Annotated in this window: 15 protein-coding genes; 8 read left to right on the plus strand and 7 right to left on the minus strand. The window is 45.2% G+C overall.

The genetic code is table 11. The features are described from left to right. Positions 1–2: 2 nt before the first annotated feature. From nqrC to F453_RS0107285, 7 genes are all read left to right on the plus strand, one after another. The gene (gene nqrC / locus F453_RS0107255) at positions 3–725 is read left to right on the plus strand and encodes an NADH:ubiquinone reductase (Na(+)-transporting) subunit C (RefSeq protein ID WP_018967425.1); all 723 of its coding nucleotides are present in this window, start codon (positions 3–5) and stop codon (positions 723–725) included. 15 nt (positions 726–740) lie between these two features. Continuing rightward, the gene (locus tag F453_RS0107260) at positions 741–1,370 is read left to right on the plus strand and encodes an NADH:ubiquinone reductase (Na(+)-transporting) subunit D (RefSeq protein ID WP_018967426.1); all 630 of its coding nucleotides are present in this window, start codon (positions 741–743) and stop codon (positions 1,368–1,370) included. A gap of 9 nt (positions 1,371–1,379) precedes the next feature. Next, entirely contained in the window at positions 1,380–2,006 is a 627-nt protein-coding gene (nqrE, locus tag F453_RS0107265; protein WP_009235713.1) for an NADH:ubiquinone reductase (Na(+)-transporting) subunit E, read from the plus strand. A gap of 11 nt (positions 2,007–2,017) precedes the next feature. Beyond that, a complete protein-coding gene (nqrF, locus tag F453_RS0107270; protein WP_018967428.1) occupies positions 2,018–3,286 on the plus strand; it encodes an NADH:ubiquinone reductase (Na(+)-transporting) subunit F in 1,269 nt (422 codons plus the stop codon). A 402-nt stretch (positions 3,287–3,688) separates the two neighbouring features. After that, positions 3,689–4,471 carry a Cof-type HAD-IIB family hydrolase gene (locus tag F453_RS0107275; RefSeq protein ID WP_018967429.1) on the plus strand — a complete coding sequence of 261 codons (783 nt, stop codon included), beginning with the start codon at positions 3,689–3,691 and terminating at the stop codon, positions 4,469–4,471. Between the two features lie 191 nt (positions 4,472–4,662). Further along, the gene (locus F453_RS0107280; RefSeq protein WP_018967430.1) at positions 4,663–5,103 is read left to right on the plus strand and encodes a LexA family protein; all 441 of its coding nucleotides are present in this window, start codon (positions 4,663–4,665) and stop codon (positions 5,101–5,103) included. A 4-nt stretch (positions 5,104–5,107) separates the two neighbouring features. Then, a complete protein-coding gene (locus F453_RS0107285; RefSeq protein WP_018967431.1) occupies positions 5,108–6,403 on the plus strand; it encodes a Y-family DNA polymerase in 1,296 nt (431 codons plus the stop codon). A gap of 104 nt (positions 6,404–6,507) precedes the next feature. Here the strand turns inward: F453_RS0107285 and F453_RS0107290 are convergent, their stop codons facing one another. The 7 genes from F453_RS0107290 to F453_RS0107325 form a co-directional block, all read right to left on the minus strand. Then, positions 6,508–7,305, minus strand: coding sequence for a hypothetical protein (locus F453_RS0107290; protein ID WP_018967432.1), 798 nt, complete (start codon positions 7,303–7,305; stop codon positions 6,508–6,510). A gap of 46 nt (positions 7,306–7,351) precedes the next feature. After that, the gene (locus F453_RS0107295; RefSeq protein ID WP_018967433.1) at positions 7,352–7,792 is read right to left on the minus strand and encodes a hypothetical protein; all 441 of its coding nucleotides are present in this window, start codon (positions 7,790–7,792) and stop codon (positions 7,352–7,354) included. Between the two features lie 34 nt (positions 7,793–7,826). Then, positions 7,827–8,378 (minus strand): hypothetical protein, encoded by a 552-nt coding sequence (locus F453_RS0107300; protein WP_234398528.1) that lies wholly within the window; start codon positions 8,376–8,378, stop codon positions 7,827–7,829. A gap of 1,434 nt (positions 8,379–9,812) precedes the next feature. Next, positions 9,813–11,513, minus strand: coding sequence for an ATP-dependent DNA helicase (locus F453_RS0107310; protein ID WP_018967435.1), 1,701 nt, complete (start codon positions 11,511–11,513; stop codon positions 9,813–9,815). A 257-nt stretch (positions 11,514–11,770) separates the two neighbouring features. Further along, positions 11,771–14,260 (minus strand): transglycosylase domain-containing protein, encoded by a 2,490-nt coding sequence (locus F453_RS0107315; protein ID WP_018967436.1) that lies wholly within the window; start codon positions 14,258–14,260, stop codon positions 11,771–11,773. Positions 14,261–14,419: 159 nt separating this feature from the next. Further along, positions 14,420–15,328 (minus strand): tRNA (adenosine(37)-N6)-dimethylallyltransferase MiaA, encoded by a 909-nt coding sequence (gene miaA / locus F453_RS0107320; protein WP_018967437.1) that lies wholly within the window; start codon positions 15,326–15,328, stop codon positions 14,420–14,422. Positions 15,329–15,379: 51 nt separating this feature from the next. Further along, a complete protein-coding gene (locus F453_RS0107325) occupies positions 15,380–16,183 on the minus strand; it encodes a DUF5715 family protein (RefSeq protein ID WP_018967438.1) in 804 nt (267 codons plus the stop codon). A gap of 100 nt (positions 16,184–16,283) precedes the next feature. On the opposite strand from F453_RS0107325, the gene F453_RS0107330 reads away from it, so the two are divergent. After that, positions 16,284–17,243: a PhoH family protein gene (locus F453_RS0107330; RefSeq protein ID WP_018967439.1), complete on the plus strand. Its 960-nt coding sequence runs from the start codon at positions 16,284–16,286 to the stop codon at positions 17,241–17,243.

Genomic DNA, 17,243 nt, shown 5'->3' on the forward strand with positions numbered 1-17,243 from the left:
TCATGGCAGAAGTGAAGAAAAAAGGACTAAACACTAACTCCAACGGCTATACGCTGATATATTCTACCATCATCGTCGTTGTTGTTGCTTTCTTGCTGGCTTTCGTCTTTAAGGCGTTGAAGCCCTTGCAAGATATCAACGTGGCCTTGGATAAGAAGAAACAATTGCTTTATGCGCTTAATATCCGCGACATAAGCGATGAAGAGGCAGCACGAAAATATAAGGAAGTGGTGCTGGCCGACGAGATAATAGACACCAAAGGAAACGTTACCACCAAAGGCGAACAAGGTGGCGAAAAGGCAGGATTCTTGCTTAACAGCGCCGATTACAAGGCTGGCCGATTGGCTTTGTTCGTTTGCAAAGTAGACGGACAGATAAAATATATCGTACCTGTTTATGGTATGGGACTTTGGGGACCTATTAATGGCTTTATCGCACTAGATGCAGATAAGAACACCGTTTACGGAGCGTATTTCAATCACGAAGGAGAAACGGCCGGATTGGGTGCCGAGATTAAAGACAACGTGAAGTGGCAAAATCTGTTTAAGGGTAAGAAGGTGTTCGCTAAGGGCACACAGAAGGTGGCACTTTCGGTTGTTAAGAAGGTGGACGACCCCTCTACGCAAGTGGATGTGGTAACAGGCGCCACGCTGACAAGTGATGGCGTGAGCGACATGCTTATCGAGGGCTTGTCGAAGTATCTTGTGTTTTTAACCAGTAAATAATTGAACGCAGCAGTTATGAGTAAGTTATTTTCAAAGGAAAACAAAGAAGTCTTTGTCAATCCGCTAAATCTCGACCATCCCATTATGGTTCAGGTGCTTGGCATCTGTTCGGCATTGGCCGTTACTTCGCAGTTAAAGCCAGCCATCGTAATGGGACTTGCCGTTACCATTATTACGGCTTTTTCTAACGTAATCATATCTCTGATACGCAATACCATACCTTCGCGCATCCGTATCATCGTTCAATTGGTGGTGGTTGCTGCGTTGGTTACCGTCGTTAGTCAGATTCTCAAGGCCTTTGTCTATGATGTCAGCGTAGAACTTTCGGTTTATGTAGGTCTCATTATCACCAACTGTATCCTTATGGGGCGCCTCGAAGCCTTCGCTATGATGAATAAGCCATGGCCAAGTTTCCTCGATGGTGTTGGCAATGGCTTGGGTTACGCCTTCATTTTGGTGCTGGTGGGTGGTATTCGCGAGTTTTTCGGCCGTGGTTCGCTACTTGGCTTCCAGCTGATACCCGAGAGCGCATACAACGCCGGTTATCTAAACAACGGTATGATGACCATGCCTGCCATGGCATTGATACTGTTAGGTTGCGTGATTTGGCTGCATAGGGCATATTTCTACAAGGAGAAAAATTAAGAAAACACTATGGAACATTTAATCAGTTTATTCTTTAGGTCCATCTTTGTGGACAACATGATATTCGCTTTCTTCTTGGGAATGTGCTCTTACTTGGCTGTTTCCAAGAACGTAAAGACGTCTTTGGGACTAGGCTTGGCCGTAACCTTCGTGTTGCTTGTTACTGTCCCTGTCGACTATTTGCTGCAAACCAAGGTGCTAGGTCCCGATTGTTTGATACCAGGCGTCGACCTTTCTTACCTTAGCTTCATCCTTTTCATCGCCGTTATTGCAGGTATTGTGCAGTTGGTAGAGATGGTTGTCGAGAAATATAGCCCCTCGCTCTATTCGGCTTTGGGTATATTCCTACCCCTTATCGCCGTTAACTGCGCCATCATGGGTGCTTCGCTCTTTATGCAACAGCGTATAAACATGGACCCATCTAGCACGCAATACATCGGTTCGGTATGGGATTCCATCTCTTACGCAATCGGTAGCGGCATCGGATGGACGTTAGCCATCGTGTCGATGGGTGCCATTAGGGAGAAGATGCAATATAGCGATGTGCCCAAGCCCTTGCAAGGACTGGGCATAACATTCATTACCGTGGGACTGATGGCTATGGCCATGATGTGTTTCTCGGGCTTAAATCTATAAGATAAGGATATATGGGACAGTTTATATTTATAAGCATAGTCGTTTTTCTGCTCATCATCTTGCTGCTAGTGGTAATTCTGCTGGTGGCCAAGAAATACCTTTCGCCCAGCGGTAAGGTTCTAATCACCGTCAATGGCGATAGAGAACTTACCGTAGATCAGGGCAACAACGTGATGGCCACCCTCAACGAGAACGGCATCTTCTTACCGTCGGCTTGTGGCGGAAAAGCTAGCTGCGGACAATGCAAGCTGCAAGTGGTAGAAGGGGGCGGTGAAATACTCGACTCCGAACGCTCTCACTTCTCGCGAAAAGAGGTGAAAGACCACTGGCGACTTGGTTGCCAATGCAAGGTTAAAGGTGATTTGCAAGTCAAAGTGCCTGAAAGCGTGCTGGGTGTGAAAGAATGGGAATGCACAGTTGTTAGCAATAAGAATGTGTCTAGCTTCATTAAGGAGTTCATTGTAGAGTTGCCGCCAGGCGAGCACATGGATTTCGTACCGGGAAGCTACGCTCAAATAAAGATACCCGCATACGAAACCATCGACTATAACAAGGATTTCGACAAGAACGACATTGGCGAAGAGTACGTGGCAGTATGGGAAAAGTTCGGCATTTTCGACCTCAAGGCCCACAATCCCGAAGAAACTATCCGCGCTTACTCCATGGCCAACTACCCCGCAGAGGGCGACCGCATCACCTTAACGGTGCGTATTGCCACCACGCCGTTTAAGCCGCGTCCCGAAGTTGGCTTCCAAAACGTGCCTACGGGTATTGCTTCTAGTTACATTTTCTCGCGCAAGCCAGGAGATAAGGTCGTGATGAGCGGTCCGTTTGGCGATTTCCACCCGATATTCGACTCAAAGAAAGAGATGATTTGGGTTGGTGGCGGTGCTGGTATGGCACCTCTTCGCAGTCAGATTATGCACTTGCTCAAGACGCTGCACGTACGAGATCGCGAGATGCACTACTTCTATGGTGCGCGTAGCCTTAGCGAGGCATTCTTCTTGGAAGACTTCCACGAGTTGGAAAAGGAATATCCCAACTTCCATTTCCACCTCGCACTCGACCGCCCCGACCCCAAAGCCGACGAGGCAGGAGTGCCATACGTGGCGGGATTTGTGCACGAAGTGATGTACAATACTTATCTTAAAGACCACGAGGCACCCGAAGACATTGAGTTCTATATGTGCGGTCCTGGTCCGATGAGCAATGCCGTGCAGCGCATGCTCGATAGTATTGGCGTTGACCGAGAGAACATAATGTTCGATGACTTTGGGTAAACGAGCTACTCGCAAAGGTTCTTTGTAGTCAAAAACATTTGGTTTTGAAATCCATTGTTTCTAAGCAATGAAGCGTTCATTTACCATCATGTTCGGCTACTAGCAGTTGGTAGTCCCACTACAAATTGCTGGTAGTCATGCTACCGATGGTTAGTAGTCCCACTACCGACGGTTTGTAGTCACACTACAAACGATCTGTAGCCACAGTACAAACGGCTTCGTACCGACTTATTGGTGGTAAAGCTTGGTTGAAAGGCTAAATTCTAGAATCAAATCTGTTGACTATGAGAGGCCTTTCTTCGATGAATTGTATAACACCGCATAACGAATATGCCAACATTCGCTATGCGGTGTTTTCGTATTCAAATATAAAAGGCTACCTTTGTAGCAAATTTTCAGGACATGATTAAGGCTTTGTTTTTCGATATCGATGGCACACTTGTCAGCATGGGCACGCATACCATCCCCGCTTCGGCCGTTGAGGCCATAACACAGGCTAAGCGAAGGGGTGTGAAAGTGTTTATCGCCACGGGTAGGCCATACTCCATCATCAATAATATAGATGCCATTCTCCCTTTTATAGAGGGCTATCTCACTGCCAATGGCGCACATTGTATAGTAGGAAACGAAGTGGTTTATCATTGTCCTATCCCCAAGTGCGATGTAGAACTGATACTTAACGATGCCACCGAGCAAGACTATTCGTGTGTGGTGGTGGGTGAAACAGCTATAGGTACCTTTAATTATAAAGACAATATCGACCGTATTTACAGGCGCACGCTTGATATTCATGGCGTCGACTATCACCTTTCCATAGACGAATTAATGCAAAACGATATCTTGGAGTTAACTCCTTTCGCCACCATTGAGCAAGAACAGCAGTTAATGCCTCGCATACCCAACTGCGTTTCTGCACGTTGGCATCCCGAGTTTATGGACATTACCTCGCGTATGGCTGACAAGGGTAGGGGACTTGCCGCCATTGCGCAACACCTTGGCATATCTCTTGAAAATTGTGCAGCCTTTGGCGATGGTGGAAACGACATCAGTATGATACGTGCAGCAGGCGTAGGCGTGGCCATGGGCAACGCAGGCGACGATGTAAAACAAGCTGCCGACTTCGTTACAACACATATCGACGAAGATGGCATTATGCACGCCATGCAGCATTTGGGTATTGTATGATAGGCTAACTTAGGTTAAGAACAACCCATAGAAAGCGAAAATGCTTCTTGATATCAGGTTACTTTTTGCGCTTTACATCTTTTGTAACGAAGTGAGGATTTATTAGATGGTGTTTTATCGCTTATTTTGGCAAGACCAACCACATTGCTGCAACCATTTAAAAGACCACAACATAATATAGTAATAGAGACATGTCGAACATTCAAATCCTACAAGGCAACTTCAATGAGAAACTGAAGCTGCCTATTGCAGAAGGATTAAAGGCGGGTTTCCCATCACCTGCCGAAGACTACTTACACGAGACGCTAGATTTCAATCGCGACCTCATACGAAATCCCGAAGCCACTTTTTATGGTAGAGTGGAGGGAGATTCAATGATTGAAGCTGGCATCTGTGATGGTGATATTGCTGTTATCGACCGCTCTCTTGAACCTAGAGACGGTGATGTTGTGGTGGGTTACATCAACGAAGAGTTCACGATCAAGTACCTAGACCTGTGTCATCGCGAGGAGGGATATATAGAATTACGCCCAGCTAACCCAAATTTCTGCCCCATAAGAATTGATGAAGACGATTCTTTCAAGGTGTGGGGCGTTGTCGTATGGACGATTAAGAATTGGAGAAAGGTCTAATACGATGTACGGAATAGTAGACTGCGACAATTGCTATGTCTCGTGTGAGCGCGTGTTTAGACCAGATTTGAATGGTAAACCTGTGGTAGTGCTCAGCAATAATGATGGCTGTGTGGTGGCTAGGTCTAGCGAAGCCAAAAGCATGGGCATCAAGGCAGGCATACCTTATTTTCAACTTGCAGAGCAATTTCCTAATCAAGATATTGCAGTTTTTTCGTCCAACTACGAACTATACGGCGAGTTGACGGGTCGTGTAGTGGAAATTATCAGGAAGGAGGCACCTGTCTACTTCCGTTATAGCATAGACGAGTGCTTCGTTTATTTTAATAGCTTGGAACAGGTAGACTTGAAAGATTGGGGCGAGAAACTGTATATGAGGGTTAAACGCAGTGTTGGAATGCCTATCAGCATCGGTATGGCGCCCAACAAGACGTTGGCTAAGGTGGCTAGTCATTTTGCAAAAAAATATCGGGGATATCGCCATTGTTGCCTGATAGACACTGATGAAAAGCGCATCAAGGCTCTTAAACTCTATCCCATTGACGAAGTATGGGGTATAGGCAGACGTTATGCAGCTCGCTTGCAATCTATGGATGTGAAGACGGCTTACGACTTTGCCACACGTAACATCTCGTGGGTAAGGGCTACGTTTAACAGCATCACACTTGAACGTACTTGGCGTGAACTGAATGGTGAGGACTGTATTCCTGACGAAGTGATAGCCCAAAAGAAATCCATCTGCATCAGTCGCTCGTTTAATGGAGCGATAACAAACCTCAACGACATACGCACCCACGTATCAAACTACGCTGCACGGTGTGCCGAAAAGTTACGACAGCAAGGCACGGTGGCAGCTATTGTTGGCGTGTATCTTCACACGGGCGCTTTTAGTGTAGGTCCTTCAAAGTGTTGGAACTTTATGGAAACTCGGCTCATCACACCCACCAACAGTACTATCGCCATTGTAGAGTCGGCTAACAGTGTGTTACAAAAGCTCTATCGGCAAGGTTACCGCTATAAGAAAGCAGGTGTCGTTGTTATGGGAATTATGCCAAACACTCCTATTCAACAAGACCTCTTCGGTATGAGTGCCGAACAAATAGGGAAAATGCACCGATTGGATACCGTTATAGACCAATTGAACAAGGTTAACGGAACGGAAACAATCGTTCTTGGCTGTCAACAATATACGCGTAAAGAGGGTAAAGGGAAGGCTGACGTATTTGCTAATGCCATTAAACACGAGCATAGAAGTAAGAACCCAACAACCCGTTGGAGCGACATCATTACATTGAAATGAGTTTGGGATGAGGTACGGATAGGGGTAAAGTTAGCTTTTAAATTGCCCATCCATTTCTCATATTCAAATCATATTGAGCCATTACTTCATTTTTGTTTAGATAGTCATTTGTGTTGTATTATCATCCCATCGTTATCAAATATAATGGCTTTTCCATTTGGCGTGTTATGTTTATAATGGCTTAAAGCTATTAAGTAACGACTGTGTGGGTCAAAAAAATAACCTTCTCCTTCTCTGAACAACTTATTGTTGCATTTATAACAGTGCGTGAAGATTGCTTCCAGAGTTCCCTCTTTCTTAACGACAAAACATAATGAGCCTATAAACAAGATGCGTTTATCCCGAGTCTTGTAATACTCCATAGAACTACTCTTGTATATATCTCCATGCCTTGGTTGTAGGAATAGCGTGTGGAAGAGGCTGTCTGAAAATACTTCTTGGTGGACTTTATCAATAGAATTAGCATTAGTCAATTGTGGATGCCCACTTTCTCCTTCATTAAAGTACTCGTATCTTTCAACCTTTCTCGCATCATTATAGAATACGGCAAAGCCATGAAGGTGATTATTCTTTATCGAATAGAAATGTGATAGCTTGTGTGTATCGTTGTTGAAGTGATAATCTTTTCCAATAATGGCTCCTTCTTCATCTATATATCTAATATGAATGGTAATCAGTTCAGACGCCATTTTATTAAATGTGATGTAGTTTTTACCAATGGTTATAAAGTCCATCACATAGTATTCGCCTTGCGCATGGTATCGCAATTTAAGTGCACTGTCAATTACGATGGTGCTCTTTCTCTTCTGCTCATCCTTTTTTATGTCTTTTTGTGGAGTGCTTGGCGATAAAGAGCATGCCGACAGACACACAGCAAGCAATAAGTTGAAGGTAAGTTTCATTTGATGTTCTTATTGTGGAGATAACTTCTGATAGGTTCAGATATAATCAATTTGGTATGACAATCTCAGGTGCTGGATATTTACCATAGATCCATTGCTTAACTCTATTTATACTTCGCTTATGCACATTGTGGTCTGTGTACTGTGCAAGAAAGAAGGTGTCTTTCTTATTTTCCCTCTCAACTATAAGCATTTTGGGGGTTACTTCTTTTATCTTAAAGACTTCTGCACAAGACACTGATGTGACAGTTAAGATGCTATCGTTTATCAATTCATTTTCAGTCTTTATCCTATAGAGGGTGTCATTACTCACATATAGTACAAAGAAGGCTTTATGATACAAATCGGTATCATCTTCAAATCCACCTTTCAAGGTGTCCCATTGTATTTGTTTGGGAACGATAAGTCTACTATGCTTAATTTTCTGGTTGCAGCTAACCAAAGCAGAGCCTATTATAGCTACAATTATCGCTGTAAGATACTTCATTTATTTTTTATATAAGAGAGGAGGGATTGTTATGTTATCTTTTCATTGTTGGCTGTGAAAAGTGGCCATCTTTTAGTTGATACTCAACCAAGAAAGGCTCGTATATCGTTTCGAAACTCTTCCATCCTTTTGTTTCAGCATCGTAGTACAATTGGTTGTCTGTGGATAGAAAGTCAAAATCCTTAATTTTGTCTGTGGGTTCCATCAGCGGTTCAAGGGTTTCTTGCAATTTCGTGATAATGTGGATATTGGTTAGCACAATCAAATCACGATTGTTTTGGCTGATATATCCTACTATGCGCCTGCCTTTATACGCAATGTATTTTTCTCGTAAGCGGTGCTTATTTTGAAATGAAAAAACAAATTTAGTGGTCGAGTCCTCTTGTACAATGTCAAGTACAGCAACCTTATCTTTGGTGTTTTCCGTGAAAACCTGTTGCATCATGGTATTAACAATGGCCTTTAACTGTCTGTTTGTTACTTCAAAGCATTCAAGTCTTCTGCCATTATGAGAAGAACAGGCTGTCATAAGGGCAAAGCTAATCGCTAGTACGAATAATGATTTACTACATACTTTTGCTATCATGTACACTTCGTATTAAAATATTATTGGTTATATTGCAGTCTATAATGGTGCGTAATAGTGGTAGGCATTCAACCATTTTCATTCACGGTATAAAACATATAACGAGTGACCCTTCTCCAATAACTGTCTATTCGATGCGGATAATGGCGTTAGGTCATACTTTTATTTCTAGGTTACAAAGTTAGTTATTTATTATGTATAGTGAGTTCGGAATAAGAGAAATTACACGAGTTTGGGATAAGAGCCACTCATTATGCCAACTACCGCGTAGCGGTTGGTCCGTTGGTAGGGCAGCGTTGAGAGCAATAGCGACCTACGCGGCCTAAGCCGTACGTGGGAAAAGCTAGGCCGAAGGCCTTGGTCTTTTTACATTTGGACTATCTGCTTGTGGGACACGAATGGCTAAAAACAATGTTCTTCATCAATAGCATTTGCCCTCGTATCCGTCTATCGACTAGACAACAAATGTGGTAAACGTAAAAAGACCAAGACCTACGGCCTTGTTTTATTATTCCATCTGCAAGGCAGGGTAGCTCACTTTGTTCGCAACCTTGCCCTACCAACGGACCAACCGCTATGCGGTAGTTGGTGAGATAGCCATTCGTTTTTTATCTAATCTTGCTTAAAAAGCATGGTATCTTATTCCGAACTCGCGTAGAAATTCGTTATGTAAACTACCGCGTAGCTCTAGATGATGAGATTACCATTCGTTTTTTATCTAATCTTGTTCAGAAAAGCATCGTATCTTGTGCCGAATTCCCGCATCGTTTAATGCTAGTTTGGCAGTATCTAGGCGGCTCTTTCCATAGCCTATCGCCGCCAACAACTCCCCCTTCCTATCTTCAAACGCCATCTTTAATTCCCCGCCCGATAAGCTATTGTAGTGAGCTTTTTAAACTCACGCCTTGTTGTAGCTTAGTTGGAACCCTGTTCCAGCTAAGTTGGAATAGTGTTCCAATTCAACTGGAACATTATTCCGGATGATATGGAACAGGTGTCCAAAACATATATAACACGGCGGTTAATGTAATAATGCATCATCAGGGCTTAGAATGCGCATTCTCGGAACGATGAAAATGCGAATGACGGAAGGGTTAATTGGCGAGTTCGGGAAGAGGTCTTGACTTTTGAACAAGATTTGGCGGGTAAAGAATTTATGGCTAGAGCGGTTGTTACATGTAAGATGTAACAAAACAGCTAAATGTTAGTATCATGATGAAATCCTATAAATTGGTAACTTGTTTATTATCAATTGCCTATCAATGTCTATGCAAGTTTAGGATAAAATGTCGTCAACAGTGGGGAAGACAATGGTTCAAAGCGAGTTATAATTTAAATCGCGGAGTTGTGGATAGGACGTTGGTGAAGTGGGCGCACTATCTGCAAAACTGCGTTTGCATGATAAATATCTACTTCAATAATGCCGGGTGGAAGTTAATTTCTCGCCTTTTTTAATTTCTTCAATTTGCGTTTGGCTTCGGGTAACTCGGGCCATAGCTCCAATGCTTTCTCGTAATTCCTGATGGCCGCTTGTGGCATGCCCTCCTTTTCCGACTCCTTGCCCAGCAAGGTGTATTCGGTGGCTAGGCGTTTCAGTTGTTCAGAGCGTTGTGCTTCTAAGGCATGGGCTTCCGCAAGTTGTTGTTTTAGCATGTTAACGCTGTTCAGCTTTTTGCGGATAAGCCTTTTGGCAGCAGGCTTCTCAATATCGTAACGGCTGTGGATTGCTAGAAAAAAGTTGTCGATGGTGGCTTGCATGTCGCCCTTGTCGAAGGCGACCATGGCGTCGGCATATTGCTTATCCGCCTTACTTTCTTGTAAGGCAGAGTTGATGATATTGAGATTGTTGTAGTTTCGGGCGAAGTTGGTGACCTCTGTTCGCACGAAAATGTTTTCTCGGCGGATAGGTTCTTGCAGACTGATGCCCTGCAACGAGGTGCAACGTGATAGGGCTACGTAAGTTTGTCCACCTGCGAATACCCCGCCAGTGAAGTCTATCTTGACGTTGTTAAAGGTGAGTCCTTGACTTTTGTGCACAGTAATGGCCCACGCTAAACGAAGCGGAAATTGTTGATAGCTGCCTATCTCCTCCTCTTCAATTTTTTGTTCATTCTCGTTGAAGGTGTATCGCACGTTCGACCAGATCTCCCTTTCCACGTCGAAATCCCGTCCGTCTTCGGTTCGCACGTATATGATGCCGTCTTCTTCATCACCAAATCCGATGATTGTTCCTAGTGTACCGTTCACCCATCTACGTTCCTTATCGTTCTTGATGAATAGTACCTGCGCACCTGTTTTTACCTCCAATTCGATAGGTGTGGGTAAACTGCTCTCAGGAAACTCGCCCTCGATGTGACCATAGAATATTGTAGGTTGGTTGGGTAGGGTGTTAAGCTGCTTTTCGTTGATGTAGTCTACGGTGTCTCTACGCCCCGACAACGTGATAGACAAGCGCCCTTCTTCTGTGCCAATTTCGGCGTTTACCCGCGCATTTAGTAGTCGCAGGTCGGTATCCGATACCTGCGAAGTGCGTATATGGTCGAGTAGGGAGATGAATTGAGCATCTCTTTGCCTGTAAACCTTCTTCAATTCCACGGCAATAAGTTGCATTTCTCTGAATACGTGGGCATCGAAGAAGAAGCAAGAGGGGTAAAATGGACGCAGCAGTTGTCGTTCGTCTTCTTTAATAACAGGTTCAAGCTGGTAGATATCGCCAACCAATAGCAGTTGTTTTCCACCGAAAGGCTCGCGCATGTTGCGGTTATAGATACGCAGCACCTTGTCGATAAAGTCGATGATGTCTGCCCTAACCATTGAGATTTCATCGATAATGATTAGCTCAACCTCGCGTAGCAATTTCGTTTTTTCACCATTATATTTCAGCGTATCGCGAATGTTGCGTGCAGAATAGCGTTTGTCGGTGGGTAGTAAAGGGTGGAAAGGCAGTTTGAAAAAGCTGTGCAGGGTGCTTCCACCAGCATTGATGGCAGCGATACCCGTTGGTGCCAAGATGATGTGCTTTTTCTTGATGGTGGCCGCGATGTGGCGCATAAACGTGGATTTACCCGTGCCCGCCTTTCCCGTAAGGAAGAGCGAGCGACGGGTAAACTGTATAATTTGGAGTGCCTTTTGCATCTCCTCGTTCTCTAAATCTATTTGGCTGGGCGTATCAGTATTCACGTTGTTTTGTCAAATCTGTCTTAGGATGGTTTAATCAAAGTCTATCTGTGTTGACTTGTCTTTCACCGTATAATCTAGTCCTGTTGGTATGAAACGCATTTGACACGGCAATCAGAATAGAAAATCATAAGGTGACGGATGCTTGTGGGCGAAATCCGTCGGGCATTAGTTGCAAGATGAAGCGTGCAATGGCGTGATGGGGTCATGCCATGTTATAGCTCATCGAGGTTTAGGGGCTGTTCGGTGGGTCGCGTTCGTTTTTTCTCCGTTCCCTGTTCGGAGGGAACGAGATCACCTGGCGTGATGTCTCGGATTGGATTTCCATTGCCATCAAGAATGAGGATGCCCTCGCCTCCTGTGCTGTCGGTTTCTGTTGTGTCGTTTTTAGCCCGCGGATAGTAACTGTCGCATAGGTACATGTCGCCCGTTATGTCTGCATCTCGTGGCTTTCCGAACCTGCCATGATATTGTTTAAAGGCAGGATCGCGGAACACCGACTGTAAGAAATACCCACAGATGGGTAGTGCCGTTCGGCTGCCTTGTCCCAAAGCACCCGTACGGAAGTGAATACTTCGGTATTCGCCACCAACCCAAGCGCCCACCACGAGCTTAGGACTAACGGCCATGAACCATGCATCGGAGTGGTTGTTAGACGTACCAGTCTTACCACCAAAGTCGGTATCTTTGAAATCGCCAACATATCCCCATAGGCTTTGAGACGTTCCACCGGGTTCGCGCATACCGCCCATCAGTAGTCGTTGCACAAGGAAGGCAGTCTTATAAGGTACCGCCTGTTCTGAAGTAGCAGGACCAAGGAACACCTCTCGGCCGTCTTTATCTTCTATTCGGGTAACAAGTACGGGGGCGTGGTGCATACCATCGTTCGCGATTGTGCAATAGGCGTTGGTCAGTTCGAGCAGGTTGACGTCGCTCGAACCAAGTGCCAGTGATGGCGCATCTTCCAATGGGCTTTTAATTCCCATCTTCTCGGCCGTTTCGATGATACGTTTGATACCCATTTCTTGTCCTAAACGCACGGCAACCGAGTTGATACTTTTGGCGAAAGCCGCCTTTAATGGCATTGAGTCGCCCGAGAATGAGCCATTGGCATTAGAGGGAGTCCATGTAACTACCTCTTGTTTCTTCTTGTCGTACACCTGCATCGAGATATATTCGTCGCGGCGTTTGTCGCATGGTGTAAGACCTTGGTTCATGGCCTCGGTATATACAAAAAGCTTAAAGGTTGAGCCTGGTTGGCGCATCGCCTTAACTTTATCATACTTCCACGAATTGAAATTGATGTCGCCAACCCATGCCTTCACTGCTCCTGTTTGTGGTTCCATCGCCACGAAGGCGCAGTGCATGAACCGAACCATATAGCGAATGGAGTCCATTGTTGAGATATTCATCTCGATTGTGCCTTTAGCGTAGTCGAAAAGCTTTACGTTATGTGGCTTATTGAGATAATAAGTGATGGAGTCTGGTTGGTTAGGGAACTTCTCCAATAGCCAATTATACACGGGCTGTTTGCGTGCAATGCCTTCAATGAAATCGGGTATCACCCTTCCGCGCTCGTCAATCCATGGGTCATTTTTTCCCCAATGGTTCTTGAAGTTTTGCTGAACCTGCCGCATCTGCTTGGTTGCAGCGTCTTCGGCGTATTTTTGCATGCGGGTATCAAGGGTGGTATATATCTTCAAACCACTGGTGTAGAGGTCGTAACCATTAGCTTCGCACCAGTCTTTGAGGTAATCGGCTACCGCCTCCCTAAAATAATTGGCCTGTCCGTCGTAGTTGGTTTCAACGTTATACTTTAGTCTAAGGGGCGTTTGCGACAGCGAATCGTAGACGGCTTGACTGAGATGGCCACGCCTAACCATGTTGGCTAACACGGTATTGCGCCTCTTTAAACTGTTTTCGGGATGTGTTATGGGGTTATATGTGGTTGTTGCCTTGAGCATACCGACAAGAGTAGCCGACTGTGCTGCTGTCAACTCTTTGGGCGTTATGTTGAAATAGGTTTTGCAAGCAGTCTTAATACCGTATGCCGAGGATCCAAAATCCACGGTGTTGGCATACATGCTGAGAATGGTGTTCTTATCGTAGCTCATTTCCAACTTTGTGGCAATGATCCATTCTTTGGTTTTCATGATGAGCATACGTATGCCAGGGATTTTTCCGAGCAGGCCAGTGGAATATTCTGTACGTACCCTAAAAAGGTTTTTAGCCAGCTGTTGGGTGATGGTAGACGCACCACGGCCATCACCTTTGGCAATGGCATCCTTAGCGGCAGCAAACATTCCGATGGGGTCTACACCCCAGTGGCTGTAAAAGCGCTCGTCTTCGGTGTCGATAAGTGTATTCCAAAATACAGGGTTAACGTCGCCGTAGTTAACTGGCGTACGGTTCTCATTGAAATACTTGCCAATGAGTTTTCCGTCGGCACTATATATTTCGGATGCCTGCGCAGATATGGGGTTGTTGATAGTGGACCATCCTGGCGACTTGCCGAAGAGCCAAAGGAAGTTGATATCTACCATACCGAGGTAGACAAAGAAAGCTACAAACATCGAAACAATGGCCACGCCAGTTTTGAAATACCACTTGCGGCCAATGTATAAGCCTTTGTACCATTTCCAAAATGCCTTTAACTTGGTGGCGCACCATTGCGCGCCTTGCATGATTTTCTTTCGCATAATCATTTGTTGGTTGGTGGAGAATACAATGCCTTTGTCCTGTCGATTGCTCTCGGAGGCGCATAGGGCCTGTGTTCTTCTTATTGTTTGGCATAAGCTGCAACGCTATTCATACCCTCGTGAGGCAGATACAATGTGTGGCTAGCCTTTTGCAAAATTACGTATTTAATCTGTTATCCCGACAAAAGTGTCGATATAATTTGTAATTTCTTCTATGTTGTCGGGATGAAACCACGTTATTTCTGGGTCTTTCTTAAACCACGTAAGTTGTTTGCGCATGTACCTGCGCGTGTTTGATTGTATTTGTCGGATGGCCTCCTCTAAAGGGATCGTACCATCGAAAAAGGAGAACAGCTCCTTATATCCTACGGTGTTGAGCGAGTTAAGCCCTCGTAGCTGATAGACACGACGTGCCTCTTGCTCTAATCCGTTGGCCATCATCTGTAAAACACGTTGGTTAATGCGGTCGTACATCTCTTCGCGTGGGCGGTTTAGGCCAATCTTAATGATCTTGAAGGGACGTGTTTTGCGCTCTTTTTTTCGGTACGAAGTGTATGTGTTGCCTGTCATCAGGCATATTTCGAGCGCATGGCACACCCTTCTAGGGTTTTGCTTGTCAACTAAATCATAGTGCTCGGGGTCCAACTGTTTAAGCATGTCTACAAGAGCAGGCAGTCCCTGCTGTTCGAGAAGTTGCTTTACATGCTGGCGCGTTACATCGTCGACGGTTGGAATGTCGTCTATGCCATAACAAAGTGCATCAATATACATCATGCTTCCACCCGTCATCAAGGCCACGTCGTCGTTCGTGAAAAGCTGATTGAGTAAGGAAAGGGTGTCTGACTCGAAGCACGACGCGCTATAATAGTCGTCGAGTTTGAGGTTGCCAACAAAGTGGTGGACTGCCTGCTGTTGCTCTTCGGGTGTAGCGGCGGCAGTACCAATGGGCAGTTCGGCGAACATTTGGCGTGAGTCGGCACTGATAATGTGCGCGGCATAACGCTTGGCAAGATGCAGGCAGAGTGCAGTTTTACCCACACCTGTAGGTCCAAGAACGACGATGAGTGTTTTCATTTCATACCTTATTATATATAGGAGGATGGCGAGATAGCCGTATGGCAGAAATTATCGCACCGTGACGTGGAAGCATCCTTGCTTCACTTCGTATTTGATATAGCAGCGATTGTTTTGCCGTAGGTCGTTCAGCACTTCGCTCATTACCCATTTTAGCGTGTCGTTTCTCACCTGTCGGCGTGCAGGACCATCGGGCGCTTCCACCGTTTTATATCTGTTATAGGCGATATCGAATGTCGTTCCGAACCTGTGACAGCTGTTTTCGGAGGCATTTCCGTTGTGTCCGCGTAGCTTTTTCACGTCGGCCTCGCTTCGAAGTACACTCGTAACGATGAACTTATGCAGTGGAATACCTTTAATTTGCAGACTATCGAAGAAGTTTCGGCCAATGTCGTTGAGCAGCACAGCAGCCCTCGGCACAAGGTAAGGAACACTATTATTAAGCTTGTCTACATGATAATAGGGACTACTGGCCATATACACAAGTTCCGTTTTTCGATTTTCAGCTTCCTCGCGGTCGGCCACAGGCTTAACGCCATATTTGTTGGCCACCTCCAACTGCATGTCGTTAAGGTCGGGAAAAGCTTTCGAATAATTGGGAACACTTTGTATACGATTCTTTACGGGTGTGCCGTCAGCCTTGAAAAACTTCAGTTTGGCCAGCTTTCCGTCCACAGGTTGTGCTGCGGCATGTGCGTGTCTTTCGGCATCTTCATTGATGTCTTGCTCCTTATTTTCGGTTCCCTTCTTCGCATCGGCAGGTTTGGCGATGGAAGGGAAAACCGCGCGCACCACAGCTAATAAAACAACCGTCGCAGCGAAAGCCTTTAAAAACTGGTTCTTTGTCAATCTCATTGAAAAACGTTTAATTGCGCCACAAAGATAGAAAAAAGTGTTGGGTTATGGAAAGCTTTTTGTAATTTTGCACTAATATTATATTTTAGGAATTACGACATTGGTAGAGAAGCATATTGTACTTGAAGACATCGACCCTGTAATGTTTTATGGGGTGAACAACGGTCATCTGCAAATGATTAAGTCGCTGTTCCCCAAATTGCGCATCGTGGCTCGTGATAATGTGATCCGCGTGTTGGGAGATGAGGAAGAGATGGCTGCCTTCGAAGAGAAAACCGAAGATATAAGGAAGCATATCCTTAAATACAACGCCATCAACGAGGAAGACATTCTCGACATTATCAAGGGCAAACGCACCAAGGCCGATGCCACAAAAGATGTTATTGTGTATAACATCACGGGCAAGCCCATCAAAAGTCGGAGTGAGAACCAACAACGGTTGGTGGACGCATACGAACGTCACGACTTGGTGTTTGCCGTTGGACCGGCAGGAACGGGTAAAACTTATCTTAGCATAGCTTTGGCAGTGAAGGCCTTAAAAGAAAAAACGGCCAAGAAGATCATCCTTAGTAGGCCAGCAGTAGAGGCGGGAGAGAAGCTGGGATTTTTGCCTGGCGATATGAAAGATAAGATTGACCCTTATCTGCAACCGCTGTATGATGCGCTAGAAGACATGATTCCAGCCGTGAAGTTGCAAGATATGATGGAGAAACACGTCATACAGATAGCGCCATTGGCCTTTATGCGCGGTAGAACGCTTACCGATGCCATCGTGATTTTAGATGAGGCGCAGAACACCACCATGGCTCAGATAAAGATGTTTCTAACGCGTATGGGTACCAACACCAAGATGATTGTGACGGGTGACTTAACCCAAATAGACCTGCCTAGAGAACAAAAGAGCGGTTTAAGGGTGGCTTTGGATATCCTGAACAATGTGAAAGGCATCGCAACGGTGCGGTTCGATCAAAAGGATATTGTGCGCCATAAGCTTGTTACGCGTATCGTAAACGCCTACGAGGCATATTACGAGGCAGAAAGAAATAAGGAGAAAGAATAG

Source organism: Hoylesella loescheii DSM 19665 = JCM 12249 = ATCC 15930, from assembly GCF_000378085.1.
Classification (GTDB): domain Bacteria; phylum Bacteroidota; class Bacteroidia; order Bacteroidales; family Bacteroidaceae; genus Prevotella; species Prevotella loescheii.

What these genes read in the sequence shown, in the direction of transcription:
- nqrC (WP_018967425.1), top strand. Translation starts at nt 3, where the DNA reads ATGGCAGAAGTGAAGAAAAAAGGACTAAACACTAACTCCAACGGCTAT.
- F453_RS0107310 (WP_018967435.1), bottom strand. Translation starts at nt 11,513, where the DNA reads ATGCAAAAGGCACTCCAAATTATACAGTTTACCCGTCGCTCGCTCTTC.
- F453_RS0107280 (WP_018967430.1), top strand. Translation starts at nt 4,663, where the DNA reads ATGTCGAACATTCAAATCCTACAAGGCAACTTCAATGAGAAACTGAAG.
- F453_RS0107290 (WP_018967432.1), bottom strand. Translation starts at nt 7,305, where the DNA reads ATGAAACTTACCTTCAACTTATTGCTTGCTGTGTGTCTGTCGGCATGC.
- F453_RS0107315 (WP_018967436.1), bottom strand. Translation starts at nt 14,260, where the DNA reads ATGATTATGCGAAAGAAAATCATGCAAGGCGCGCAATGGTGCGCCACC.
- nqrE (WP_009235713.1), top strand. Translation starts at nt 1,380, where the DNA reads ATGGAACATTTAATCAGTTTATTCTTTAGGTCCATCTTTGTGGACAAC.
- F453_RS0107300 (WP_234398528.1), bottom strand. Translation starts at nt 8,378, where the DNA reads ATGATAGCAAAAGTATGTAGTAAATCATTATTCGTACTAGCGATTAGC.
- miaA (WP_018967437.1), bottom strand. Translation starts at nt 15,328, where the DNA reads ATGAAAACACTCATCGTCGTTCTTGGACCTACAGGTGTGGGTAAAACT.
- F453_RS0107295 (WP_018967433.1), bottom strand. Translation starts at nt 7,792, where the DNA reads ATGAAGTATCTTACAGCGATAATTGTAGCTATAATAGGCTCTGCTTTG.
- F453_RS0107325 (WP_018967438.1), bottom strand. Translation starts at nt 16,183, where the DNA reads ATGAGATTGACAAAGAACCAGTTTTTAAAGGCTTTCGCTGCGACGGTT.
- F453_RS0107275 (WP_018967429.1), top strand. Translation starts at nt 3,689, where the DNA reads ATGATTAAGGCTTTGTTTTTCGATATCGATGGCACACTTGTCAGCATG.
- nqrF (WP_018967428.1), top strand. Translation starts at nt 2,018, where the DNA reads ATGGGACAGTTTATATTTATAAGCATAGTCGTTTTTCTGCTCATCATC.
- F453_RS0107260 (WP_018967426.1), top strand. Translation starts at nt 741, where the DNA reads ATGAGTAAGTTATTTTCAAAGGAAAACAAAGAAGTCTTTGTCAATCCG.
- F453_RS0107285 (WP_018967431.1), top strand. Translation starts at nt 5,108, where the DNA reads ATGTACGGAATAGTAGACTGCGACAATTGCTATGTCTCGTGTGAGCGC.